Origin of the sequence: Putridiphycobacter roseus (assembly GCF_003234935.1) — a bacterium.
Taxonomy (GTDB): domain Bacteria; phylum Bacteroidota; class Bacteroidia; order Flavobacteriales_D; family Crocinitomicaceae; genus Putridiphycobacter; species Putridiphycobacter roseus.
Genome location: NZ_QKSB01000001.1, coordinates 443,433 through 466,978 on the forward strand (window position 1 = coordinate 443,433; position 23,546 = coordinate 466,978).

Below are 23,546 nucleotides of genomic sequence, written 5' to 3' on the forward strand. Positions count from 1 at the left end.
AATAATTTTAAAGTTGCATCATTTTATTAGATAAAAAATATTACAATTCGAAACATTTAGTATTTTTGAAAAATAAGTAAAAATTATGGAATCAACATTAGCATATATCAAAGATAATCAGACCAAATTTATCAATCAATTAATTGAACTTTTAAAAATACCATCCGTTAGTGCTGATCCAGCATATACTAAAGATGTAAGAAAAACAGCTGAATTATTAGCCAAGGAGTTTAATGATTTAGGATTAGATGAAGTAGCGGTCATTGACACTGCTGGACATCCAATTGTATATGCAGAAAAAATAATTGACCCTAACTTACCAACGGTATTAGTGTACGGTCATTATGATGTACAACCTGCGGACCCTATTGACTTGTGGACATCAGGTCCTTTTGAACCTGTAATTAAGAAAACGGAAATACACCCAGAGGGCGCAATTTTTGCTCGTGGCGCTTGTGACGACAAAGGACAAATGTATATGCATGTAAAAGCGGTAGAAGCTATGATCGCCACCAACACCTTAGCCTGTAATGTCAAATTAATGATAGAAGGAGAAGAAGAGGTTGGTTCTGCAAATTTAGAAACTTTTATTCGCGGACATAAAGAAAAATTGGCTGCAGATGTAATATTAGTTTCAGATACTGGAATGATATCATTAGATACGCCATCAATTACCACAGGATTAAGAGGATTAAGTTATGTTGAAGTTGAAGTAACAGGTCCAAATCGTGATTTACATTCTGGATTATATGGAGGAGCAGTGGCAAACCCAATCAATATTTTATGTAAAATGATTGCTAGTTTACACGACGAAAACAACCACATTACCATTCCTGAATTTTACGACAAGGTAGTGGATTTATCGGATGAGGAAAGAGCCGAAATGGCAAAAGCACCTTATTCTGAAGCAGCATATAAAAAAGCACTGGATATTAAGGCAACTTATGGCGAAAAAGGATACTCTACAAACGAGAGAGGATCTATTCGTCCAACATTAGATGTCAATGGTATTTGGGGTGGTTATACAGGAGAAGGCGCTAAAACAGTTATCGCTTCAAAAGCATATGCGAAAATTTCTATGCGCTTAGTCCCGCACCAAAGTCCAGAAGAAATTACTGCCATTTTCCAAAAACACTTTGAAGCTATTGCTCCAGAAAGTGTAACCGTTAAAGTAACACCACACCATGGTGGACAACCTTCGGTAACAGAAATTGATTCCATTGAATATGAAGCAGCGAGTAATGCATTAGCAGAAAGTTTTGGAAAAAGACCGATTCCAGTGCGTAGTGGTGGATCAATTCCAATTGTAGCTATGTTTGAACAAGTACTTGGCTTAAAAACCATTTTATTAGGATTTGGTTTAGATTCAGATGCGATTCACTCCCCAAATGAACATTATGGCATTAAAAATTTCAACAAAGGCATTGAAACTATTCCATTATTTTACAAGCATTATGCTGCTCTAAAAAAATAAGTAGATGAAATGGTATTTCTGGTTATGTTTTAATTTTTTTATCACGTTTAATTCTTTCAGTTCTTTCTGGTATAAAGATTTAGAATTTTTAGCAATTGAAAACTTTTCAGTCGCAAAAGGAGAAGATAAAATTGCCATATCGTTTGATTATGTAATTAACAACTTAAATTGGTACAATATAACGATTAAGCCTTCTGTATTAAACTTAAATATTGCCGATACGGATTGCGGAGAAGTATTGGTTTTAGATAAAATTAATATTAAAAGAAAGACAAAAGGCGCTTATAAATTTACCTTAATTGGGGAAACCAGCAACTTTTTAAAAAGCGGATTTTCTTCCATTTGGACCATGCTTTCAAAGGGAGAAATTGATTTCATTTTAAAAGGAGATTTGAAAGCCGGTGTTTTTGGGATGACCAAAAAATGGAAAATGGAATATATATATAAAATGACATGGAATGAATTCATGTCATTTTTTTAAAGGAAATAAAAATGAAAAAGCGGATAGCTGTTATTTTTGGTGGTTACAGTAGTGAGGCAATCATTGCAAAAAAAAGTGCCAAGACTATATTTGATAATATAGACACTGATTTGTACGACCCATATTTGGTAGAAGTTACCAGAGACCATTGGCAAGTGCACATTCGAGGTGGCGTTGTAAAATTAGATAGGAGCGATTTTACTTACCATTTAGAAGATAAAACCCAGAGATTTGACTTAGCATTTATTACCATTCATGGTACGCCTGGAGAAGACGGTAAATTACAAGCCTATTTCGACATGATTGAATTACCCTATGTCAATTCTGGTTGCTTTGCTTCATCCTTAACTTTTAACAAATGGGCATGTAATGCTTTTTTAAGAGAATTTGGTATCCATACTGCTAAGGCAATATTATTAAGAAATTCAAATGAAATACATCCCATACAAATTGCGGATGAATTGGGTTTCCCATGCTTTGTTAAACCAAATGATGGTGGCTCAAGCTTTGGCATCTCTAAAGTCAAAACATTGATGGAAATGCCTATAGCCATTGAAAAAGCTTTTAAAGAGGGTAAAGAGGTAGTTATTGAATCCTTTATCAAAGGAAGAGAGCTAACATGTGGACTCTATTTCAATGGTAAAGAAGTAATTGCTCTTCCGATCACTGAGATAATTTCTGAAAATGAATTCTTTGATTTTGAAGCTAAATATGAAGGAAAGTCTCAAGAAATTACGCCTGCCGAGGTATCTTTTGAAATGTCGGACTTAATCAAAACAAAATCAAAAGATATTTATAAACGAATTGGATTGAGAGGTTTGGCTAGAATTGACTATCTTGTAACAGCGGAAGATGAAATTTATTTAATTGAAGTAAATACAACGCCTGGTATGTCTGCAGAAAGTTTAATTCCACAACAGGTGGTAAGCGCTGGTTTAAAATTAAAAAATATATTGACTGAAATAATTATACAAAATTAAAATATCTTGTTTGATTTAGTAAAAGAAAATATTAGGTTATTGGTTAACATTTCAGATGTTGATTTCGATAAATTTACGCAATATATTGAAGCCATAAAAGTTAAAAAAAGGACGAAATTACTAACCCAAGGAGAAAAGCCAACCCATATGTACTTTGTTAATGTGGGTTTGCTATACAATTATCATATTACACAAGGCGGAGAACAGAATGTTGTCCAAATTGCAAAAGAGAACTACTGGTCGGGTGATATCTCTGGTCACAACAGTAATTTGGTTTCCAACTTTAATATTGAAGCCTTAGAGGATTCCGACTTATTACAAATCACTTTTGAGGATGTAAAATTGGCTTGTGAAAACATTCCTATTCTGGAACGGTATTTTAGGCTATTGATTCAAAATGCTTATTATCATTTATTAAATAGAATTGCTTTAACCGATACACAGTCGGCAGAGGCCCAATATTTTAAAATCATGGAAAATAATCCAGATCTGATTTTAAGAACACCGCAAAAAATTATTGCATCTTATATTGGAATTAAACCACAATCTTTAAGTAGAATTAAGAAAAAAGCATTTTCTTAACATAGGTGAATTTACAAGTCCTATTTTATCCATAATTTTGAAAATAGGTTTTATTAATAAGTGAATGAAAATTATGTCCGAAAGATTTGTCATCCTACGTTCAATTTTCATTCTAAAAAAAAAAAGTTTTAGTTTATCAAAACCACTTGCTTTAGCGGGTGGTTTTTTTGTTTATCAAAGCGAATGGTGATTTCAATTCACATCCCGTATTTTTTATGTAATTTTGGGCTTCTAAAAAAAACTTTTATGAAATTAATATTTGTACTTTTTTTAAGTTTAACGAGCTTTTTTACGAATGCCAAAACGATAGAGGCATTTAAAATTTATAATCAATCAGGAAAAGAAATAAGTTTTGACAAAGTATTAAAAGTCATCAAAACCAAATCTTATATCTTTTTTGGGGAATACCACAACAATGCCGTTTCTCACTGGTTAGAATTGGAGTTAACGCAACATTTATACACTTTACATCAGCAGAAATTAGTTTTAGGGGCTGAAATGTTTGAGGCCGACAATCAGTATATTTTAAACGAATATTTAAGTGGCTATATTTCTCCAAGAAACTTTCAAAATGAAATGCGACTTTGGGAGAACTACAACACCGACTATAAGCCAATGGTTGAATTTGCCAAAGACAAGGGTTTAAAATTTATCGCTACCAACATTCCTAGGCGTTACGCTAATATGGTTTACAAAAAGGGAATGGAGTCCCTAGACCAACTTTCAGAAATGGCAAAATCTTTTATAGCACCTTTATCCGACTTTAAATTTGATTCCACGGTAACTTGTTATAAAGAAATGATTGAAATGGAGCACGGTGGTATTGGCATGGCAAAAGCACAAGCAATGAAAGACGCTACTATGGCTTATTTTATTTTAAAAAATGCAAATCCACAAACTGTCTTTTTACATTTTAACGGCTCTTATCACTCCAACAATTACGAAGGAATTATCCACTATTTAAAACAAAGAGTAGATTTAGCGCAAATTGCCAATTTCACTACTGTGACTCAGGAAAACATAGACACATTAGAAAGTGAAAATATTGGCTTAGCCGATTTCATCATTTGTGTAAAATCAAACTTCACCAATACCCATTAAATTCTTATGATACCTTACAATGAGTCTTTAGAAATACCCTTAATGGAATCCTTTTATTCCGTTCAAGGAGAAGGATTTCACACAGGCAGACCTGCTTTTTTCATTCGGTTTTCGGGCTGTAATGTCGGTTGTTCATGGTGTGATGTAAAAGAAAGTTGGGACGCAACCATACATCCATTGGTACAAATCGACAGTATTTTACAAGAAGTATTGGATAGTGGGACCAATTTTGTAGTCATTACGGGAGGAGAACCTACCATGTACAATTTGGCACCATTAACAGCAGCATTGAAAAAAAACAATATTGAAATTGCCATAGAAACTTCAGGTGCCTATCCTATTAATGGACAAATTGATTGGATTTGTTTATCTCCAAAGAAGTTCAAAATGCCATTGGAAGAAAACTATGCAAAAGCCAATGAATTAAAAATGATTGCCGTCAATAACCACGATTTTAAATGGGCATTGGAATTGGATCAAAAAGTGTCTCCACAATGTAAAAGGTTTATTCAACCAGAATGGGACAAACAAGATGGTATCTTACCAAAAGTAATAGACTTTGTTAAAGAGAATATACACTGGAAAATATCCTTACAAACGCATAAAATATTAAATGTAAGATAAGCGAACATGCAGTCCAAACTAAAAACATATATCAATGCATTAGGATGGCTATTACTTATTTTATTTTTTTTTATCCGGCAACCAGAAAGCAAATGGGACAAGGTAATTAGTGGAGATGGCAAAAGCTATTACGCCTATTTACCTGCTGCCCTCATTTATCAAGACCTCGACTATCAATTTGTAGCCGATTACGAAGCAAAATACTATCCGCCTGACCAATCACTTTTCAAAGAATTTAGGTACGAATTTGAAGGTGAAATTGTAAACAAAACTTTTCCTGGCATTAGCCTATTATGGTTACCTTTCTTTTTAATTGCCCATTTTTTATCCTTTATTTTCGGCTTCGAACCCGACGGATATACTATAATATATCAATACGCTATAGGTGTCGCGGCAATTTTTTATTGTTGGCTAGGCATGCAATGGTTAGCAAAATTTTTACTCAGCTATAAAATCAAACCATTTGTTATTGGACTAGTCCTTACCACCTTGCTATTTGGAACCAATATCTTTTATTACACTATACACGATCCTTCCCTCACCCATGTGTATAATTTCTCTATGATAAGTGGTTTTCTATACTTCTTAAGGAAATCCATTTTAAAAGATGAAAAAAAGGACTTTGTTTGGTTATTTATACTCCTTGGGTTACTCATTATAATACGTCCAATAAACCTGTTGGTATTGCTAGCGATTCCTTTTGCGGTTGACGACTGGACTATACTCGGCAATTACTTGAAGCAACTTTTTACTTCTCCCAAAAAACTTTTCTTAAGCTTTACCATTCTTGGCTTGTTTGCACTTTATCCAATCATTTGGTGGTATTCACAATCGGGTCACTTAATTGTATACTCTTACGGTGAAGAAAGTTTTGATTTTTCCAATCCACACCTTTTAAAAATGTTGTTTTCATACGAAAAAGGTTGGTTTGTATACACCCCCTTAGTATTACTTGCACTGCTTGGTATCTATTCCAACTTTAAAACAAATTGGTCCATGGGTATTTATCGTTTGTGTTTCTTTGTTTTCCTAGCCTATATATTTTCATCTTGGTGGATTTGGACATATGGTGGTTCATTCGGACAGAGGGTATTTATTGATTACTATGCCATTGTGGGTCTATTGATGGCCGTAGGCATACAAGAACTTAATCTTAAACGTAAAAGTACAATCGTATTAATAGTTGTCGTAGGGTTGGGTATTGGTTTAAACCAAGTACAAACCTACCAACACCGTTATGGTATTGTTCCAACTCTCGGTATGACAAAGTCCATGTATTGGTCAACTTTTTTAAAACTAAACAAGACAAAACCACCAACTAAGCTCTCAAAACCGCATCAAATTACAGCAAGCTATTCCACCGGTTTTGAAAAAAATTCAGACTGGATCACCTTAAGTCGTCAGGACAATTCCCCAGTATTCGAAGGCAATTTTGCACAATCCATTCATACTGTCCAACCTTATAGTGATGGTTATAAGGGTAAGCTAAACTGGCAAGATACTTTCGCACATATTGGCGCGCATATTTTTACGGATAAAAAAAGCCCTGGAACAAAATTAGTTTTTGACCTTTCCGAAAATGGTCATTCTATTATTTACGAATCTATAAGTCTAGATGACTACTTGGTTCAGGATAATTGGATTGAAATTGGTTATACTTTTCATTTTCCAAAAGGGAAGGAAGGAGACTTAAAAATTTACTTTTGGCAACCCGAAAAGGGAAAAGTTACCATAGATAATTTGAACATTGAATTTGGGTTTTATCGCTAGGTTTTATTTAGAAAACCATCCGTATTTCAAAATACAATACATGGCCCTTACGCCATCTGTCCAACCAATTTTTTTTCCTTCAGAAGCCATTCTCGCATTATATTGAATGGCAACCTCTTTAAATCTAACACCTTTAATTTTGGCAAGTTTAGCGGTGATTTCTGGTTCAAAACCGAAGCGTTGTTCTTTTAAGACTAACCCTTTAAACAAATCTCCCCGTACCATTTTATAACAAGTTTCCATGTCGGTAATTTTAATCCCAAAAACCACATTGGATAGCCACGTTAAAAATAAATTAGCTTGGCGAGCCATAAAACCATCCCCAGGCTTATTCGTCTTGTCTAAAAAACGAGAGCCATAAACTACTTCAATTCCGGACGTAATAATTGGCTCCAGTAATTTATTTAGGTCATTAGGATCTAATTCTAAATCCGCATCTTGTATTACAATCCAATCACCAGTAGCGATTTTTAATCCAGAATGAATACCTGCACCTTTCCCTTGATTTATTTCATGGGTTATGGACTTAATATTATGATCTTTAAAACTCTGCAAAAAAACATTTATTTCTGCAAAACTATTATCACTAGAAGCATCATTAACAATGATCATTTCTTTTTCAATCCCGCCGATTAATTCAATTTCATTTACCTTCTCTAGCAATTGAAAAATAGTTTTTTCCTCATTAAAAACGGGTATAATAATAGATAGCTTTTTAATTTTCTGCATGCTATACAAATATAATCAGATACTCAATTTAGTCTATATTTATTCCGTATAAAATTAAAAAAATAAAGTGGTATCATTTTTTAGCTTACCAGTTGGTAGTCTATCAAAAAAATTATTTCTTATCTTGTGCTAGAATTATACAGGTACTAAAATCGACAAGATTACTGGCAAGGTTTTCGTAATCATAGTCTAAAATACATTTATGAAATTATTATTTCTTTTCACCTTCTTTTTTTTACTGACTAACTGTGCTGTTGCGCAACCCAGAGGGCAATGGTCGACAAAAAACAAAAAAGCTATTAAATATGTAGAAAGTTCTAGAATGGCACTTTCACAAGTTGACATGATGACAGGCTTACCCAACTACAAAAATGCCATGGCTTATTGTGACAAAGCCATTGATAAGGACCCCTTGTTTATAGAAGCTTATTTAATGAAGGCAGATTATGCCACCTCAGCAGGCATGTCTAACGAGGCTATATCGGCTTACAAAAAAAGTCTTGAAATAAATCCAAATTTCGCCAAAACTGGCTATGTTTATTTAGAGTTAGCAAATTTAGAATGGGCAGCTGCACAATATGCTGACGCAATTGTAAATGCTAAAAAATATAAAACTATTCCGGCTGCAAACAAGGACTATTTTAAGGATATGGACTGGCTTATTGCAAATTGTGAATTTGCAATAAACGCCATTAAAAACCCGGTTCCATTTACGCCTATCAACTTAGGTACAGGTGTAAACACCAGTAATCCTGAATATTTCCCGACTTTAACAGTAGATCAAAAAGAGTTGCTTTTCACCAGACATGTAAGAGATGAAAGTGGCCGAGGACAAGAAGACTTTTTTGTATCTAAAAGAGAAAACGATCATTGGGCATTGGGTGAATCCATGCCTGGAAACATTAACACCCCGTATAACGAAGGTGCACCAACTTTTGCCCCAGATGGAAGAACACTTATTTTTGTTGGTTGTGTGAATGAAGGAGGTCAATACGGTAGTGGACGAAGAGGTTACGGTAGTTGTGATTTATTTGTAACTGTAAAAAATGGCAACACCTGGTTAGACCCGATTAATTTACCTGGTGCTGTTAATACTAGAAATTGGGAAACACAACCTTCCTTGTCTTCTGATGGAAAAACACTTTATTTTATTAGAGGAACCGTGCGTTCAGCAGGCGGAAAAAACAAAAGAAATGGAGACATATATGTTTCTAAATTACAAAAAGATGGCGGATGGGGTGTAGCAGAGAAACTGCCCGATTATATCAACACTCCACTATCTGAGTCTTCCGTTTTAATTCACCCGGACGGCAGAACCTTATACTTTGGTTCGAATGGACACATTGGAATGGGAGGCACTGATTTATATATGACGCAGATGCAACCAGACGGCTCGTGGAGTAAAGTGAAGAACTTAGGTTATCCTATCAATACAGAAAATGACGAGTCTTCTCTTTTAGTTTTTGCCAATGGAGAATTAGCAATTTTTGCTTCTGATAGACCAGGAGGAAATGGTAGTTTAGATTTATATGGTTTTGAAATGCCGGAAAACATTCGTCCTACCAAAACTATTTACATGACAGGTTTGGTATATGACAAAGCCACGCAAAAAAAATTACAAGCAAACTTTAGCTTGGTTGACTTAGCAACAGGAAAAGAAGTTGTTTTTTCACAATCTGATTATAAAACAGGTGAATTCTTAGTAACCTTACCAATTGATAGAGAGTACGCTTTGCTAGTAGATAAAGACGGATACCAACCTTACTCTATTAATTTTGATTTGAACATAAAAGACAATTCGGACAAGCCATTTCATCAAAATGTCCCTTTAATTTCTTTGAACGATATGGACGAAGAGATTGTTTTGAAAAATGTATTTTTTGATATTGACTCTTATACCATCCGTAACAAATCCTTTGTTGAACTGGATAAATTAGTAAATCACTTAAAGAAGAACAACACCATGAAAATTGAATTACAAGGACACACAGATGCGCAAGGTGATGCAGAAAGAAACATGACACTTTCTACCAACAGAGCGAAAGCTGTTATGGAATATCTGGTAAATCACGGCATTGAAAGCTTTAGATTATCTTATAAGGGATTCGGAGAATCAAAACCTTCTACCATAGAAAAAGACGGTAAGATGATTAGTTTAACCGAAGATTACATCAGCACATTACCAGCAGAAGAGCAAAAACTTGCCAACCAAGAAAATAGGCGAACGGTATACATTGTAAAATCTTTATGATGTTTCAAAAAATTTATCATTTCTTAAGGTTAATTCGTCTCTTAAACATACTCGTCATTGCCTTAACTATGATTGTCGTTGAATTTTTTCTGACAAAATATTTATTAATTGACACCAACATTGTGCATCAAGCAAGTGGGATAAAAAGTCCCCCTACAATATTAAGCATAATCGAAAATGTTTTTAATTTTCAGTTCATACTACTACTTACTTCTACCTTATTAATTGCTGGTGCAGGAAACATTATTAATGACTATTTTGATGTAAAGGCAGATAGAATTAACAAACCAGACCGATTGATTATTGGCTTACACATTAAAAGAAGGTGGGCCATGTTATTTCACTGGACCTTTAATGTGATTGGCTTATTACTGGCTTTATATTTAGGCTATTTAATTCAAAACATCTATATTCCGATAGTAGCATTGCTTAGTATAAATTTATTATGGTTTTATTCTGCCTATTATAAACGCCAACCTTTTATCGGCAATATCCTAGTAGCTACCCTACTCGGTTTTATACCTGTATACATTCTTATTTACAATATTAGTCTCAGCCAAGTTTTTAACAACCGAGAAAACTTTATGGTTTTAGCAGAAAACGATTATTTTTTAAAAGTAGTTTTGTTTACTGGTTTATTGGCTTTTCTTTTAAATATAGTCCGAGAATTGATCAAGGACATTATTGACATTAGAGGAGATTTAACCTTGGGAGCAAAAACATTCCCCATCAAATATGGCATAAAAAAAACCAAACAACTCATAGGTATATTTTATTTTCTCATCTTTATGATGGGAGGTTTGTTCTTTTACTTTATCGTTCAAACCACAATTAATTTAATGCTGGATGATTTAGGTGAAAATGGCGCCTACCTTTTCAATTACATCAACTTAAGTGCATTTCTGTTGCTATTGGCTATTACTTTTATTCTTTTAGTCACCAGCTTATTTTTTGTGTACAGAAAAAGTAAAAAAGGTTACAAAACGGCATCTTATTTACTCAAAGCGGCTATGCTATGCGGCTTAGTCATCCCTATTTTTTTATAAAATGCTACTAGAAAACATTGCCCACAAAAAAGTGATTTTAGCTTCAAAATCACCAAGAAGACAAGAATTATTAAAAGGTTTAAATATACCATTTGAAGTATTAACTAGAGAGGTAGACGAATCATACCCTAAGCATTTAGCCCCAACAGAAATCGCAACTTTTTTGGCCGAAAAAAAAGCGAATGCATTTCTGGACATACTACAAGCAGACAACTTGATTATTTGTGCTGACACTATTGTGGTTTTAGGAGAGGTTGTGTTAGGAAAACCAAAGGATGCAACCGAAGCCTTTGAAATGCTACGGGCACTTTCTGGAAAGCAACACCAGGTAATTACGGGCGTTTGCGTAAAAACAGACAAAAAAACAATCTCTTTTTCTAGTACCACTACAGTAGCTTTTAAAACCTTGGAAGATTCTGAAATTAAATTCTACATAGACACTTACAAACCATACGATAAGGCTGGTTCATATGGCATTCAAGAGTGGATAGGTTATATAGGAATATCTAATATTAATGGTTCCTATTTTAACGTAATGGGCCTTCCTCTTTTTGAATTAAATGAAGTATTGGCTAAAATTTAAACTATTCCGTCATTTTTTCCAGATCTAAAATAAAGGCATATTCCATTGCTACTTCTTTTAAAGCTTCAAATCTACCCGACACACCACCATGTCCAGCTTCCATATTGGTATGCAATAAAGCAAGGTTAGAATCTACCTTGTAATCTCTTAATTTAGCCACGTACTTTGTCGGTTCCCAATACTGTACTTGAGAATCGTGCAGTCCACTAGTAATTAGCATGGGAGGATAACATTGCTTGGCAATATTATCGTAAGGAGAATAAGACAACATGTAGTAAAAATAATCTGCTTCTTTTGGATTACCCCATTCTTCGAACTCACCAGTAGTCAATGGAATGGTTTCATCCATCATGGTGGTAACTACATCTACAAAAGGCACATTTGAAATAATTCCAGCCCATAAATTAGGCCTTAAATTGGCAACCGCCCCCATTAATAAGCCACCTGCTGATCCGCCCATGGCATACACTTTTTCTTTGTGTGCATAATTATGATAAATCAAAGCTTCTGCTGCGGCAATAAAATCTGTAAATGTATTTTTCTTTTTTAAAAACTTACCCTCTTCATACCAACTTGTACCTAAATACTCACTCCCTCTAATGTGCGCAATAGCAAATACAAAACCTCGATTTAGCAGACTTAATCTAACCGTACTAAAATAAGGATCAATAGTAGCCCCATAAGAACCATAACCGTACAATAGGACCGGATTTGTACCCTCTTTTTTAAACTTGTCCTTTTTATACACTAATGAAACAGGTACTTTTGTACCATCATCCCCAAGCGCCCAAATTCGTTCAGATTGATAATCTTCCGAATTATATCCTCCTACTACTTCCTGTGTTTTTAAAACCTTCTCCGAAAAATCATTCATATCGATTTCGATTACAGAATTAGGTGTGGTTAAGGAATTGTATTTAATCCGCAACTTATCAGTATCCATCAGTGGATTCTCATCCATGTACATGGTAAAAGTTTCTTCTTTAGGTGGAATTATTTTGGAAGCTTTGTTATTTAAATTATAAACCTTTAATTGGTTTAAGCCGTTTGTTTTTTCTTGTACTACTAGATGGTTTTTAAAAACCTCAAAATCTTCTAATAAAACATTGGGATCATGCGCCTGGATACTCACCCAACTTTCAATATTCACTTGGTTAAAAGGGCAGAAACTTAAGGTGAAATTTTTAGCTTGGAAATTATGTTTAATATAGAAACCATCCCTAGAAGGTTCTGGGTAATATTCTAACTTTAGTGTCCTTGGATGAAACATTTGAAAGCCATCCTCCTCATTTTCAAAATCTAAATATTGATATTCTGTGGTCAGTGTACTCCAAGAACCAATGAAAATAAAACGGTCATTTTTTTCTTTAGAAACACCTGTTGTATAGGCTTCATCTTTTTCCGTAAAAATAATCTCATCATTAGAGGTAGGCGTGTTAATATGGTGACATTTAATTTGAAAGGCACGCAGTGTTTTTTTATCATTTAAGGTATAAAAAAACTGCTTATTATTTTTATGCCAAGCGATATCACTGGATGCATTTTTGATCATATCCGGTAAGTTTTTTCCCGTCTTTAGATCTTTAATTTTTATTTGGTATTGTCGTCTGCCACTTACATCTTCCGTATACGCCAACAACTTATTATCTGCACTAATGGCAAAGGAAACTATTTCATAGTAATCCTGATCAGCTGCCAATTCATTTTCATCTAATAAAATTTCTTCTTCTGCCGATAAGTCTTTAAACTTTCTGGCATATATAGCATATTCACTACCTTCTTTATATCGGGTATAATACCAATAATCATTTTTAAAATAGGGAACAGAAGCGTCATCTTCCTTAATTCTACCCTTCATTTCAGCAAAAAGTGCGGCTTGAAATTTCTCTGTATGTTTTAAAGCTGCTTGGGTAAAATTATTTTCTTCTTCTAAATAATCAATAACCTCTTTATCTTTTTTATTTCTTAACCAATAATAAGGGTCGTTTCTTTTAAAACCATGTTCTACAAATTCATGGTTTATTTTTTTTGCCTTTGGCTCTTGCATGCTTTAATTGGAATTTTGCTTAAAGATAGTGATGAATTTTTCATCCCTTCCGTAAATGTCTGGATAGAAAGTTATTTTTCCTAAGCTATCTCCTACTGCAGTATAATACTCTAAGTAGACATCAATTGGTGTATTTAATTCAATCACTTTTTTCACTCCTCTTAAAATCATACTTTCTATAGAATCACTTTTTACGCTACTTTTATCCATGTCTAATATTTTTGCAGCCAATACATAAGGTTGATGCAATCGAACACAGCCATGAGAATAAGCTCTTAGGTCGTTCCAAAATAAGGATTTCGACGGTGTATCGTGGATATAGACAGCATGTTCATTTGGAAATAAGAATTTAATTTTCCCTAAACTATTTCCTCTTCCACCATCTTGTCGCACATGGTATCTAAAATTAGTATTATTAACCACCGACCAGTCCACATTTTGTGCATTTACCTCTGCTCCTTCACGGAAAATTTTATAGCCTCTTCTATTTAAATAAGTGGTATCTTTTTTTATCCCTGCTAAAATTTCTGTGGAAGCAATCGAATAAGGAACATACCAAAATGGATTCGTGACCATTCTTTTCATCTTTGCGTGAAACTCTGGCGTTTGCGTAACGCCTGAACCTATTACAACTCGGTGTTCACTAACAATTTTATGATTTTCTACCATTTTTAAAGTATAAGAAGGTAAATTCACCCAAATATAATTTGCAGGAATAGTATCCTTGCTTTTCCAACGCCATTTTTCTAGACTTAGCATACCTTTATAAAAACGATCTAGGTTAGTTTTTTCCAACATTTTACCAGTCCATCTCCCCACCACAGCATCTGGTTTTAACCCATTCAACAATTGAAATTCTTTTATCTTTTCTAGAAATAATGAGTCCGTATTACCTTCTAGTTCGGTAATAAAATGGTGCTGTAACAATGCTTTTTTTGCTGCTTGATAACATTTTGTCGAATCTTCTTTATAAGGTGGTATTTTATCAATTTTGACAGTATCTAAAATTGCTTTGTCTAGGTAATTTTCGAGACCTTTTTGTAATTGTGTATACTCCCATCCAGTAGGCTGAACATTTTCTATCAACTTAGCCAAAGGCTCACCTTCTTTCAATTTTTTCAGTAAAGCCGCAGCTTCGAAATTAAAGTTACTTTTATAATTATTAAACAATACCGTATCTTCCATTTTATCCACCACACCAGTTTCTAAATGTCGCACAAACATGAAAAACGAATTCGTCAAAAGGACTTCCGCATCTAATAAAGAGTCGGACATTGCATTTTTAATTTCGCGAATTGGATAAAAATTTGGCAGTAAGCCAAAATCGTAAGCATTTTCCAAGTAATTAATCATGGCAGCGCCATTTTCATTTACTGTGGTATCATTAATCCAAATCGGTTCAAATTCGTTTTTTTTATAAAATGAAAACACACTGTCTTGACTTGGGTAATTTTGAAGTGTTGGCAGAAAATTATTTGCTGCAATTTTAGCCGCTAACTTTTCAGACAACCATACTTTTTGCTCAACAGAAAGTTCTTCTTCAGATTTACACCCTTGAAGTGTAACAAATATGCTTGTTAAGAGTATAAATACTAAATATTTCAAACCTTTATTAATCATTGTACATCAAATAACTTTGGCAATATTAGGTTGAAAAATTGGTTTAAACAACTATAATTTATTAAATGTATATAACCTACTTAATCATTGGCATTACTATTATTGTATCCTTAATGGCCTTTGAACGTCCGGAATTAAAAGGGAAATTATTATTCAATCCCTATGACATAGTTCACCATAAAAAATGGTATCGTTTGTTTACGCACGGCTTTATTCATGCAGATTTCATGCATTTATTTTTTAATATGTATGTGTTATTTATGTTTGGCGTACAAGGCACTAATGATGCGAATAACTATGGATTTTTAAGTGTAGAACCCAAACTTATAGCGGACTTTGGTATGAAGGGTTATTTCTATTATCTTTTATTATTCGTTGGTGGATTAGCATTTTCTAGTTTATACTCCTTATTTAAGCACCAAGACAATCCGAATTATAATGCACTAGGAGCGTCCGGGGCGGTTTCCGCTATTGTATTTGCCTTTATCATCATGAACCCAGCAGCTGAGTTAGGTATTATTTTTATTCCAGGTATTTACCTACCTGCTTATATTTTTGGACCCTTATTGCTATTGGCAGAATATTATCTTGGTAAAAAAGGCAAAACCAACATTGCACACGACGCACATATTTCTGGTGCAATTTTTGGTCTAATTTTCATAGCTTTGGTAAACTACCAATATTATGTTGAATTTTTTAAACACATATTTTAATGAAACCTTTGTATGTAAATAATAACGGCGTACTTATACCAATTGATTCTTATGCTTTAAAAGCAGGAAACAGAGGTCATTTATATGGTGATGGTTGTTTTGAAAGCATCCGTGTGATTCATGGCAGGCCTATTAATTTAGTCAACCATTACAAAAGAATCACAGCAACTACAAAAGTGTTGCAGATGCATATTCCCGTTACTTTTACGCTCGATTTTTTTGAAAAGGAAATTCAATTATTACTTGAACAAAATAAAATTACCGAAGGTGGTAAGGTTCGGTTTTCAATAGACAGAAAACCAGGTGGAACCTACTTACCACGCACAAATGAGATTGATTATTTTATTGAAGCTTACCCACTATCATTAAATGCTTTCGAATTAAATGAAAATGGGTTACGGTTAGATTTATACGACGAAATAAAAAAGCCCATTAACATTTTGGCCAACTATAAAACAAAAAACAGTCTGATATACATCCTAGCAAAACTATATGCTAAAGCCCATCAACTAGACGATATATTATTGCAAAATGATAAATTAGCTATTATAGAGGCTACTGCGGCAAACATTTTCTTAGTTTCCAATGGGGTTTTATATACGCCTGCTTTAGATTCGGGATGTTTAGGAGGGACCATGCGCATGCAGATCATCAACTTAGCTATTCTTAAAAAAATGAAGGTGTATGAATGTGTGATTACACCACAAAATCTTTTAGCGGCAGACGAATTATTTTTAACCAATGCCATTGAGGGAATAAAATGGGTAAATAACTTTAGAACAAAAACATACCATAAGGATACGGTAATAAAAATACAACAACATTTAAAAGACAAATGGACATGAGATTATTAAAAAACATATTTACATTTTGTATTCTTTTAGCAAGCAGCTTAGGTCTTGCCCAAAGTGAAAAGCAACTAAACAAAGCCATCAGCACCTATGAAAAGAACATGTCAAAGGGCATTGAGAAATTGGAGAAATACATTGAGAAATCGGCACATTATGGTAATGATGATGGATGGAACACTTTGATTAATATGAAGTATTATCAGTATACACAATTGAATGAATTATACAGCGCCATTAAGATTGATGTGGAAGGAGAAAACGATTCATTAAATAAAATAACTGCAAAAGAAATAAAATCTGGCATGACGAGTGCCATTGACCAATCTTTTATCAACGCTTGTCGTGAAGCCACCATTAAATCTACCTCGAATAAAGCAGACTTTCATTTAAGAAAAATGTTAATTGATATTGACCCAGACACGCTAGTAAGCGAAAAGGCACTTGCTTATTTTAACGAAGCTGAAAATTCTTTTATGAAAAGAGACAATGAGTTAGCCATTCTTAATTATAGAAAAGCCGTAGAAACTGCACCTGCTTACTACAAGGCAAACCTGTATTTAGGAGATGCATTATGGCTGGAAGAAAATTATGACTCGGCAATTTATTATTTAAGTATTGCAAAAGAGTTACAACCGAACTTAATGGAACCTAGAAAATTTTTAATAGACGCCCTAGCGGATAAAGAACTTTGGTATCGAGCTAAGCAAGAATGTATCAGTGCACTTTGCATATACCCTAGCAATGACATTAAGTATAAGCTACAAGCAATTTTAAGACAGGAAAACAAATGGTTAAACGAACATAAAATAAAAAAAGATTTTTATGCAAACAATATGCTTAAGGAAACACAACCAGTATTAATTCCGCCATACCAATCTTATCGTTCTGCAAAAAACTTGGTCGCAGCATATACAAATGACACCGGTTTAATTGAACAAAATGACCTAACGAACGAGACCTATTTAGAAGTTTATTCGTGGAAACAATTCTTAAAGGAGAACGAAGATAACTTACCGGTCCTTTTTCGTTTTGCGAAGAAAATGGAAAAAGAAGATTACTTAGATTGCTATGTGTTTTTTAGTTTTTTCCATGTCGATATTTACCCTCAATTCCAAGACTTTATAACAAAAGAAGGGAATAAAGAAAAAATGGAAAGATTTATCAATGAATTTTTAATTGAGACTTATAAGTAAGGTTAGTTTAACTTATGGTTGGTAGGAAACTGGGCAAATGCTTTATATTTGCCTCCTTGGTGACTCATATATTGCTCCCACAACTTATCGTTGTGGCAATTCATTAATCTGGGAATATCAATAATTTCAGAAACTAACCAGGCATTTTCCTTTAGTTCATTTTCTAATTGACCTTTGGTCCAACCAGAATAGCCGATAAAAAACCGAATTTGATCGTCTTTAACCAAACCTAAATTTACTTGCTTTTTTAATTGTTCAAAATCACCACCAACAAACAATCCAGGAATAATGGTTATAGCACCTTCAATTTGTTCCCCTAAAGTATGAATAAAGTAAAGTTGTTGCTTACCTACTGGTCCACCAATAGAAATTTTAGTTTCATATCCAGTAAAATCTGAAATATCGTCTAATTTAACGTCTGTATAATGGTTTAAAACAAAACCAAAAGAGCCATCTTCATTGTGCTCACATAGTAAAATAATTGATCGTTCAAAATATTCATCTTCTAAAAAAGGCTCTGTAATTAATACTTTTCCTTTGGTGGGTTTTAATTGGTTGTATACTTTTAAATCAAGCATAATAATTTGGTAGTTTTAATGTAAGTCGGTAATTCATCTATATTCCAATGTTAATTAAAATCTAAGTAAAAAAATAAGTATCTGCAAAATAATTTCTATTTTGCTGAGGAATAAATTAATAAAAACCTAAAATTTAACTTATGAGTGAAGTAGTAAACGCAGGAGAAAACCCTGCAAAAGGTATGAACGTTGCTGGCTTTGTACTTTCATTAGTCGCATTCTTATTAGGAGGCTGGTTAATGGGGACATTGTATATTTCTGCAGGCAAATGGCTGGCAGCATTGGTACTATTATTACCTATAGCTGCGATTGTTATTTCGGCAAGAGGAATGAAAGAATCAAAAGCAGCTGGACACAAAGCAGGATTAGCAGTTGCGGGATTAGTAATTGGTATTGTAGCTACTGTTTGGTTACTATTTGCATTTATTGGATTAAACGCAGTGGAAAGTTTAGCTGGAAGTGATCAATTCCAAGAAGCCTTAGACCAATTAAAAGAATACGAGAACACACATCAACAATAAAATATGTAAGAAAAAGCTTCGACAATAAATGTCGGAGCTTTTTTTTTGAAGTCAATAGGGGTATTTATATTTTGAGTTGTTTTAATAGAAACACTTAAACTATTGACATGAAAAAATTAATGTTAACCTTTTTAATTGGCGCGCCACTTTTATTAACGAGCTGTCATAAAAACAACTTTTGTATCAAAGGGGATGAAAATATCAGCAGTGAAGTAAGAACCATTGAAGGTTTTAGTAAAATTAAATTAAGTACCCTCGCCAATGTCCAATTTGTGCAGGACTCAATCGTCAGCTTAACCATAGAGGCATCTGAAAAATTAATCCCATACATTCGAACAAATGTGGTTGGTGACGTTTTAGAAATCACGACAAAAAACAACACTTGTATCCGTGGAAAGAATTCATTAACCGTTTATGTAACTGGCCCCAACTTATCAGACATTAACCTATCAGGAAGTGGAAACGTAATGGTCAGTGATCTGCTCAACAGCAACAAAATGAATATTAAAATATCTGGCTCAGGCAATGTTGATATGGAAAATTTAGTAGCGAATGACTTGACCACCAATATTTCTGGATCGGGAAACATATACATTAGCAGTACCGACACCTTAGTAAAGAACGCTGTAAAAATAAGTGGATCGGGAGATGTAAATCTAAGTCAAGCCATCACCCATCAATCTAACATTAACATTTCTGGCTCTGGCAAATGTAAAGTAAATGTCATTGACGAATTGGATGTGAAAATTTCAGGTAGTGGAGATGTGTATTACACCGGTAACCCGGAAGTAGATGTTGACATTACTGGTTCAGGATCATTAAAACACGATTGAATTAACTATTATAATTAGTACTTTTACAAGCGGTTTGACAACAGAGACAACATTAGATATCAAAGAATTTGAAGTGCTTTTCAGGACTTATTATGCTGAATTATGTGGCTTTGCCAATCAGTACCTACAAGATATTGATGATGCAGAAGAAATTGTACAATCCTTTTTTGTTAAATTCTGGGAAGGAAGAGCCAAAATGACGGCGGAAAAAAGAAACAAGTCTTACTTATACAAATCGGTCAAAAACGCTTGTTTAAATCAAATAAAACACATTAAAATTAGAGAGACCTATAAAACTGTAAACGAGAGAGAGATGAAGGATGGGAATAATACAGTATTAGCGGAAGTAGAAGGAAATGAATTAGACGATAAGATTAGAACGAGCATTGAAAACTTACCTGAAGGTAGGAGAAAAATCTTCATTATGAGTCGTTATGAAGGCTTGAAATACAAAGAAATTGCCGAGGAACTAAAGATCAGTATCAAAACAGTAGAAAATCAAATGGGTGCAGCCATTAAATATTTGAGAACTGAACTTTCTGAATACCTCATCTCTATTTTAATATTCCTTCAATTATTATGATGAGTATAGATAAAAACATCACAGACGCATTGTTGATGGCATACCATAACAATGAATTAGACGATAAAAATAAGCGGGCAGTAAAGGCATGGATAAATGAATCGACTTCAAATAAGGATATCTATTTAGACCTGGTGAAGGTTTGGGAACGCAGCGCTGAATTAAAACCTGCTCCCGTCGCTGTAGATACCGATATGGCATGGAAAAATGTAATAAACAAAATTGACGTGTCTTCTAAAAGAGGATTAAATATTCGCTTAAAACCAATTCTACAAATTGCTGCCGTTTTTGCCTTGCTACTCACCAGTTTTCTGGTTTGGAAAAGTACGCAAAAGTCCGACAGTATTTTATATGCTGGTATTGAAAAGACAAACACGGTATTGAGTGACGGTTCAAAAATCACCATGAATGTCAACAGTAAAATTACAGTGGACAAGCACTTTGAAAAAGACAGTCGCACCATTTCGTTAGCAGGAGAAGCCTTTTTTGATGTAAAGAGAGATACCAGTGCTCCTTTTATCATCCACATGCCCGACCAAACATTTGTAAAGGTACTGGGTACTTCTTTTAACATCAACAATACTGAAAACGAAACAAGTGTCTATGTCCAGTCAGGTAAAGTAGAATTTGGGACTGCAAAAACCTCTATATTTTTAACCAAGGGGCAACAAGCCATTTACGATCACAATACAAAAACCATTACCCAATTGACAGCCGAAAAAAATGAATCGGCAGCAGTGTATTGGATGGATGAAAAATTAAATTTTGAAGGAGAAACCCTGCAAGAAATCCTTGTCACTTTAGAAACCATATTTCATAGTAAAATAGAATTACATTGCGAGAAAGCGAAAAACTATGCCATTGTATCTAGCCATTATGCCGAAACATTGACGGAAATTTTGACTGTTATTTGTACTGTTCATCAGTTAAAAATGGAAATAATTGACGGAGAGGAACCGCTTTATATTTTAAAATGTGATGAATAGATTATTACTACTATTCTCTTGCTTATTAATTGCTTTTGGTACCCAAGCCAAAAGTGGGATTTTAGATAAAATAATTTCCATTAAAATTACGGAGACCCCAATTAAAACCATTCTTAAAAGTATTGAAGAGGTGGGTAAAGTAAAATTCTCCTATAACCCAGCCTATATTGACGAGAATAAAAGAGTAAGTATATCCTTATACCAAAAAACAATCCGATATGGCCTTGATCAAATATTTGAAGGAAAATTGCGGTTTAAGGAAGTAGGCATGCACATTGTATTGCTCAAAAAAGAGGTGGATGCCAGTCCGAAAAAAAAAACACATTATAAAATTACTGGACAAATTATTGATGCGGCAACCAAACGCCCGATTCAAGATGTGAGTATATATGACATAGAGTCAAAATACGCAGCTCTTTCCAATGAAAAAGGTCAGTTTGAATTTACCATCCCCCTTTATTACAGTGAGGTGAGTTTATTTTTCAGCAAGGCAGCTTACCGAACCAGTATTCAAATTTTTAAAGCAGAAAATGAAGGATTGGTCGCCAACATCAGTCTGGCAAAAAAAGAAGCAGACATTGAAAAAATAGCGCCTAACGAAACCAGTGCCATTCCGGTCACCATAGAGGAAAGGACCATATCCGGTCAAATATTTTCGCCCGTTACCTATGCCCACAATCAAAACTTAACAGAACTGGACGAAACAAGAATCGCCCAATTTTCATTTTTACCCAGTTTAAGCGTCGGTTCCCAAAGGGGGACCAATGGATTAATGAGTAATAACATCTCCATTAATCTATTAGCTGGCTATGCAAAAGGCTTGTATGGCGTAGAACTTGGTGGCATTGCAAATGTATTAAAAGGAGATGGTTTGGGATTACAAGTAGGTGGCATTGCTAACTTAAGTGGTGGACAATTTCAAGGTGGACAATTTAGTGGTATACTCAACGTGGTACGAAAAGAATTTAACGGTATACAAGCAGCAGGCATATCTAATACCGTCCGTGGTCATTTTAACGGCTTTCAAACAGGTGGAATTGTCAATAGTGTGAATGGTTACTTTTATGGTATTCAAGTTGCAGGAATAGGTAATGACGTAAACGGAGGACTAAAAGGATTACAAGTAGCCGGTTTGATCAATGCCGTTTCAAAAGATGTTTTCGGACTACAAGTTGCTGGTCTGTCTTCCCTTGCAAAAAAAGGATTTGTAGGTGCTCAAATTTCAGGTCTAACCAATATCAGTGTCGAAAAGTCATATGGACTTCAGGTAGCGGGTATTCAAAATGTTGCAAGAGCAAAACTAGTTGGTGGACAAGTGTCTGGCATTATGAATATTGCCAATAAAGGGATCAACTTCTTGCAAATTTCTGGTGGACTCAATTCCACCTTTAAAAACAATGGACTTCAATTGAGTAGTCTTTTTAATATGGCTAAACACAACCATGGTTTACAAGTAGGACTTATCAATTTAAGTATAGAAAACAAAGGAGCTAGTTTGGGATTAATCAATTTTGTACTCAAAGGATACCACAAAACAGAAATATCTTCCAATACCAACTTCCCCCTTAATCTTACTTTAAAATCGGGCACTAAATACTTATACAATTCATACCATGCTGGCATAACATTTAAAAACAACACTTACTACACTTTTGGATTAGGACTTGGTACCTATTTTAGTACGGGAGAAAAAACACAAATCAGTATAGACCTATCTGGACATGTTTTGGCAAAGCACAAAATTCATTATAACTCTCAGCAATATAAATTGGCCATAAACTTCGACTTTATAGTCGCTGAATGGTTAACCATTTTTGTGGGACCGACCCTTAATACTGGCCTTTATTTTGAAACAGAAAGCGGTCTTGAGATAATAGATTTGAACGATCGTTATTTTATAGACTACCCAATCTCGGGTTACAATGCTTATGCAAAGTTTTGGTTTGGTGGACAAATAGGCATCAGATTATAAAAAAGATTGTTTTACAATAGGGGGAAAT

General features: G+C 34.1%; 22 protein-coding genes. 18 read left to right on the forward strand and 4 right to left on the reverse strand.

Features of this window, described 5'->3' with window-relative positions:
- Positions 1-85: 85 nt before the first annotated feature.
- The 7 genes from DNU06_RS01840 (at position 86) to DNU06_RS01870 (ending at position 7,012) form a co-directional block, all read left to right on the forward strand.
- Complete coding sequence (locus DNU06_RS01840) at positions 86-1,474, forward strand: dipeptidase (RefSeq protein WP_111061498.1); 1,389 nt, start codon at positions 86-88, stop codon at positions 1,472-1,474.
- Between the two features lie 4 nt (positions 1,475-1,478).
- Positions 1,479-1,955 (forward strand): hypothetical protein, encoded by a 477-nt coding sequence (locus DNU06_RS01845; protein ID WP_111061499.1) that lies wholly within the window; start codon positions 1,479-1,481, stop codon positions 1,953-1,955.
- Between the two features lie 11 nt (positions 1,956-1,966).
- A complete protein-coding gene (locus tag DNU06_RS01850; RefSeq protein ID WP_111061500.1) occupies positions 1,967-2,935 on the forward strand; it encodes a D-alanine--D-alanine ligase in 969 nt (322 codons plus the stop codon).
- Between the two features lie 6 nt (positions 2,936-2,941).
- Positions 2,942-3,517: a Crp/Fnr family transcriptional regulator gene (locus tag DNU06_RS01855; protein ID WP_158526797.1), complete on the forward strand. Its 576-nt coding sequence runs from the start codon at positions 2,942-2,944 to the stop codon at positions 3,515-3,517.
- Positions 3,518-3,763: 246 nt separating this feature from the next.
- Positions 3,764-4,618, forward strand: a complete 855-nt coding sequence (locus tag DNU06_RS01860; RefSeq protein ID WP_111061875.1) for a ChaN family lipoprotein — start codon at positions 3,764-3,766, stop codon at positions 4,616-4,618.
- A gap of 6 nt (positions 4,619-4,624) precedes the next feature.
- The gene (locus tag DNU06_RS01865) at positions 4,625-5,242 is read left to right on the forward strand and encodes a 7-carboxy-7-deazaguanine synthase QueE (protein WP_111061502.1); all 618 of its coding nucleotides are present in this window, start codon (positions 4,625-4,627) and stop codon (positions 5,240-5,242) included.
- A gap of 6 nt (positions 5,243-5,248) precedes the next feature.
- Positions 5,249-7,012, forward strand: a complete 1,764-nt coding sequence (locus tag DNU06_RS01870; protein ID WP_111061503.1) for a hypothetical protein — start codon at positions 5,249-5,251, stop codon at positions 7,010-7,012.
- A gap of 3 nt (positions 7,013-7,015) precedes the next feature.
- Here the strand turns inward: DNU06_RS01870 and DNU06_RS01875 are convergent, their stop codons facing one another.
- Entirely contained in the window at positions 7,016-7,741 is a 726-nt protein-coding gene (locus tag DNU06_RS01875) for a glycosyltransferase family 2 protein (protein WP_111061504.1), read from the reverse strand.
- Between the two features lie 202 nt (positions 7,742-7,943).
- On the opposite strand from DNU06_RS01875, the gene DNU06_RS01880 reads away from it, so the two are divergent.
- Genes DNU06_RS01880 through DNU06_RS01890 form a run of 3 tightly spaced genes read left to right on the forward strand, consistent with a single transcriptional unit; the run spans position 7,944 to position 11,621 of the window.
- Positions 7,944-9,992 (forward strand): OmpA family protein, encoded by a 2,049-nt coding sequence (locus DNU06_RS01880; protein WP_111061505.1) that lies wholly within the window; start codon positions 7,944-7,946, stop codon positions 9,990-9,992.
- Positions 9,992-11,038 carry a UbiA family prenyltransferase gene (locus DNU06_RS01885; RefSeq protein ID WP_233502926.1) on the forward strand — a complete coding sequence of 349 codons (1,047 nt, stop codon included), beginning with the start codon at positions 9,992-9,994 and terminating at the stop codon, positions 11,036-11,038. The genes DNU06_RS01880 and DNU06_RS01885 overlap by 1 nt, the downstream gene beginning before the upstream one ends.
- A gap of 1 nt (position 11,039) precedes the next feature.
- Positions 11,040-11,621, forward strand: coding sequence for a Maf family nucleotide pyrophosphatase (locus tag DNU06_RS01890; RefSeq protein WP_111061507.1), 582 nt, complete (start codon positions 11,040-11,042; stop codon positions 11,619-11,621).
- A gap of 1 nt (position 11,622) precedes the next feature.
- On the opposite strand, the gene DNU06_RS01895 is transcribed toward DNU06_RS01890, so the two are convergent.
- Both DNU06_RS01895 and DNU06_RS01900 read right to left on the reverse strand, forming a co-directional pair.
- Positions 11,623-13,668 carry a S9 family peptidase gene (locus DNU06_RS01895; RefSeq protein WP_111061508.1) on the reverse strand — a complete coding sequence of 682 codons (2,046 nt, stop codon included), beginning with the start codon at positions 13,666-13,668 and terminating at the stop codon, positions 11,623-11,625.
- A gap of 3 nt (positions 13,669-13,671) precedes the next feature.
- Positions 13,672-15,288, reverse strand: coding sequence for a L,D-transpeptidase family protein (locus DNU06_RS01900; RefSeq protein ID WP_111061509.1), 1,617 nt, complete (start codon positions 15,286-15,288; stop codon positions 13,672-13,674).
- Between the two features lie 65 nt (positions 15,289-15,353).
- Here DNU06_RS01900 and DNU06_RS01905 point away from each other — a divergent pair, with 65 nt between their 5' ends.
- Genes DNU06_RS01905 through DNU06_RS01915 form a run of 3 tightly spaced genes read left to right on the forward strand, consistent with a single transcriptional unit; the run spans position 15,354 to position 18,045 of the window.
- Positions 15,354-16,001, forward strand: coding sequence for a rhomboid family intramembrane serine protease (locus DNU06_RS01905; RefSeq protein WP_111061510.1), 648 nt, complete (start codon positions 15,354-15,356; stop codon positions 15,999-16,001).
- The gene (locus DNU06_RS01910; protein ID WP_111061511.1) at positions 16,001-16,846 is read left to right on the forward strand and encodes an aminotransferase class IV; all 846 of its coding nucleotides are present in this window, start codon (positions 16,001-16,003) and stop codon (positions 16,844-16,846) included. The genes DNU06_RS01905 and DNU06_RS01910 overlap by 1 nt, the downstream gene beginning before the upstream one ends.
- Positions 16,843-18,045: a tetratricopeptide repeat protein gene (locus DNU06_RS01915; RefSeq protein WP_111061512.1), complete on the forward strand. Its 1,203-nt coding sequence runs from the start codon at positions 16,843-16,845 to the stop codon at positions 18,043-18,045. Before DNU06_RS01910 ends, DNU06_RS01915 begins: the two co-directional genes overlap by 4 nt.
- 2 nt (positions 18,046-18,047) lie before the next feature.
- Here DNU06_RS01915 and DNU06_RS01920 read toward each other — a convergent pair whose 3' ends face one another.
- On the reverse strand, positions 18,048-18,623 hold the full coding sequence (locus DNU06_RS01920) for a YqgE/AlgH family protein (protein ID WP_111061513.1): 576 nt from the start codon (positions 18,621-18,623) through the stop codon (positions 18,048-18,050).
- A gap of 140 nt (positions 18,624-18,763) precedes the next feature.
- Here DNU06_RS01920 and DNU06_RS01925 point away from each other — a divergent pair, with 140 nt between their 5' ends.
- The 5 genes from DNU06_RS01925 to DNU06_RS01945 all read left to right on the forward strand — a co-directional run bounded on the left by DNU06_RS01925 (position 18,764) and on the right by DNU06_RS01945 (position 23,518).
- Positions 18,764-19,144 carry a hypothetical protein gene (locus DNU06_RS01925; protein WP_111061514.1) on the forward strand — a complete coding sequence of 127 codons (381 nt, stop codon included), beginning with the start codon at positions 18,764-18,766 and terminating at the stop codon, positions 19,142-19,144.
- A gap of 107 nt (positions 19,145-19,251) precedes the next feature.
- Positions 19,252-19,977 carry a head GIN domain-containing protein gene (locus tag DNU06_RS01930; protein ID WP_111061515.1) on the forward strand — a complete coding sequence of 242 codons (726 nt, stop codon included), beginning with the start codon at positions 19,252-19,254 and terminating at the stop codon, positions 19,975-19,977.
- Between the two features lie 34 nt (positions 19,978-20,011).
- A complete protein-coding gene (locus tag DNU06_RS01935) occupies positions 20,012-20,560 on the forward strand; it encodes an RNA polymerase sigma-70 factor (protein WP_199398971.1) in 549 nt (182 codons plus the stop codon).
- Positions 20,557-21,546, forward strand: coding sequence for a FecR family protein (locus tag DNU06_RS01940; protein ID WP_111061517.1), 990 nt, complete (start codon positions 20,557-20,559; stop codon positions 21,544-21,546). Before DNU06_RS01935 ends, DNU06_RS01940 begins: the two co-directional genes overlap by 4 nt.
- Positions 21,539-23,518 carry a peptidase associated/transthyretin-like domain-containing protein gene (locus DNU06_RS01945; RefSeq protein ID WP_111061518.1) on the forward strand — a complete coding sequence of 660 codons (1,980 nt, stop codon included), beginning with the start codon at positions 21,539-21,541 and terminating at the stop codon, positions 23,516-23,518. The genes DNU06_RS01940 and DNU06_RS01945 overlap by 8 nt, the downstream gene beginning before the upstream one ends.
- Positions 23,519-23,546: the final 28 nt, after the last annotated feature.

What these genes read in the sequence shown, in the direction of transcription:
- DNU06_RS01925 (WP_111061514.1), top strand. Translation starts at nt 18,764, where the DNA reads ATGAGTGAAGTAGTAAACGCAGGAGAAAACCCTGCAAAAGGTATGAAC.
- DNU06_RS01910 (WP_111061511.1), top strand. Translation starts at nt 16,001, where the DNA reads ATGAAACCTTTGTATGTAAATAATAACGGCGTACTTATACCAATTGAT.
- DNU06_RS01880 (WP_111061505.1), top strand. Translation starts at nt 7,944, where the DNA reads ATGAAATTATTATTTCTTTTCACCTTCTTTTTTTTACTGACTAACTGT.
- DNU06_RS01860 (WP_111061875.1), top strand. Translation starts at nt 3,764, where the DNA reads ATGAAATTAATATTTGTACTTTTTTTAAGTTTAACGAGCTTTTTTACG.
- DNU06_RS01945 (WP_111061518.1), top strand. Translation starts at nt 21,539, where the DNA reads ATGAATAGATTATTACTACTATTCTCTTGCTTATTAATTGCTTTTGGT.
- DNU06_RS01895 (WP_111061508.1), bottom strand. Translation starts at nt 13,668, where the DNA reads ATGCAAGAGCCAAAGGCAAAAAAAATAAACCATGAATTTGTAGAACAT.
- DNU06_RS01845 (WP_111061499.1), top strand. Translation starts at nt 1,479, where the DNA reads ATGAAATGGTATTTCTGGTTATGTTTTAATTTTTTTATCACGTTTAAT.
- DNU06_RS01930 (WP_111061515.1), top strand. Translation starts at nt 19,252, where the DNA reads ATGAAAAAATTAATGTTAACCTTTTTAATTGGCGCGCCACTTTTATTA.
- DNU06_RS01875 (WP_111061504.1), bottom strand. Translation starts at nt 7,741, where the DNA reads ATGCAGAAAATTAAAAAGCTATCTATTATTATACCCGTTTTTAATGAG.
- DNU06_RS01920 (WP_111061513.1), bottom strand. Translation starts at nt 18,623, where the DNA reads ATGCTTGATTTAAAAGTATACAACCAATTAAAACCCACCAAAGGAAAA.
- DNU06_RS01870 (WP_111061503.1), top strand. Translation starts at nt 5,249, where the DNA reads ATGCAGTCCAAACTAAAAACATATATCAATGCATTAGGATGGCTATTA.
- DNU06_RS01840 (WP_111061498.1), top strand. Translation starts at nt 86, where the DNA reads ATGGAATCAACATTAGCATATATCAAAGATAATCAGACCAAATTTATC.
- DNU06_RS01885 (WP_233502926.1), top strand. Translation starts at nt 9,992, where the DNA reads ATGTTTCAAAAAATTTATCATTTCTTAAGGTTAATTCGTCTCTTAAAC.
- DNU06_RS01890 (WP_111061507.1), top strand. Translation starts at nt 11,040, where the DNA reads ATGCTACTAGAAAACATTGCCCACAAAAAAGTGATTTTAGCTTCAAAA.
- DNU06_RS01940 (WP_111061517.1), top strand. Translation starts at nt 20,557, where the DNA reads ATGATGAGTATAGATAAAAACATCACAGACGCATTGTTGATGGCATAC.
- DNU06_RS01900 (WP_111061509.1), bottom strand. Translation starts at nt 15,288, where the DNA reads ATGATTAATAAAGGTTTGAAATATTTAGTATTTATACTCTTAACAAGC.
- DNU06_RS01915 (WP_111061512.1), top strand. Translation starts at nt 16,843, where the DNA reads ATGAGATTATTAAAAAACATATTTACATTTTGTATTCTTTTAGCAAGC.
- DNU06_RS01850 (WP_111061500.1), top strand. Translation starts at nt 1,967, where the DNA reads ATGAAAAAGCGGATAGCTGTTATTTTTGGTGGTTACAGTAGTGAGGCA.
- DNU06_RS01865 (WP_111061502.1), top strand. Translation starts at nt 4,625, where the DNA reads ATGATACCTTACAATGAGTCTTTAGAAATACCCTTAATGGAATCCTTT.
- DNU06_RS01905 (WP_111061510.1), top strand. Translation starts at nt 15,354, where the DNA reads ATGTATATAACCTACTTAATCATTGGCATTACTATTATTGTATCCTTA.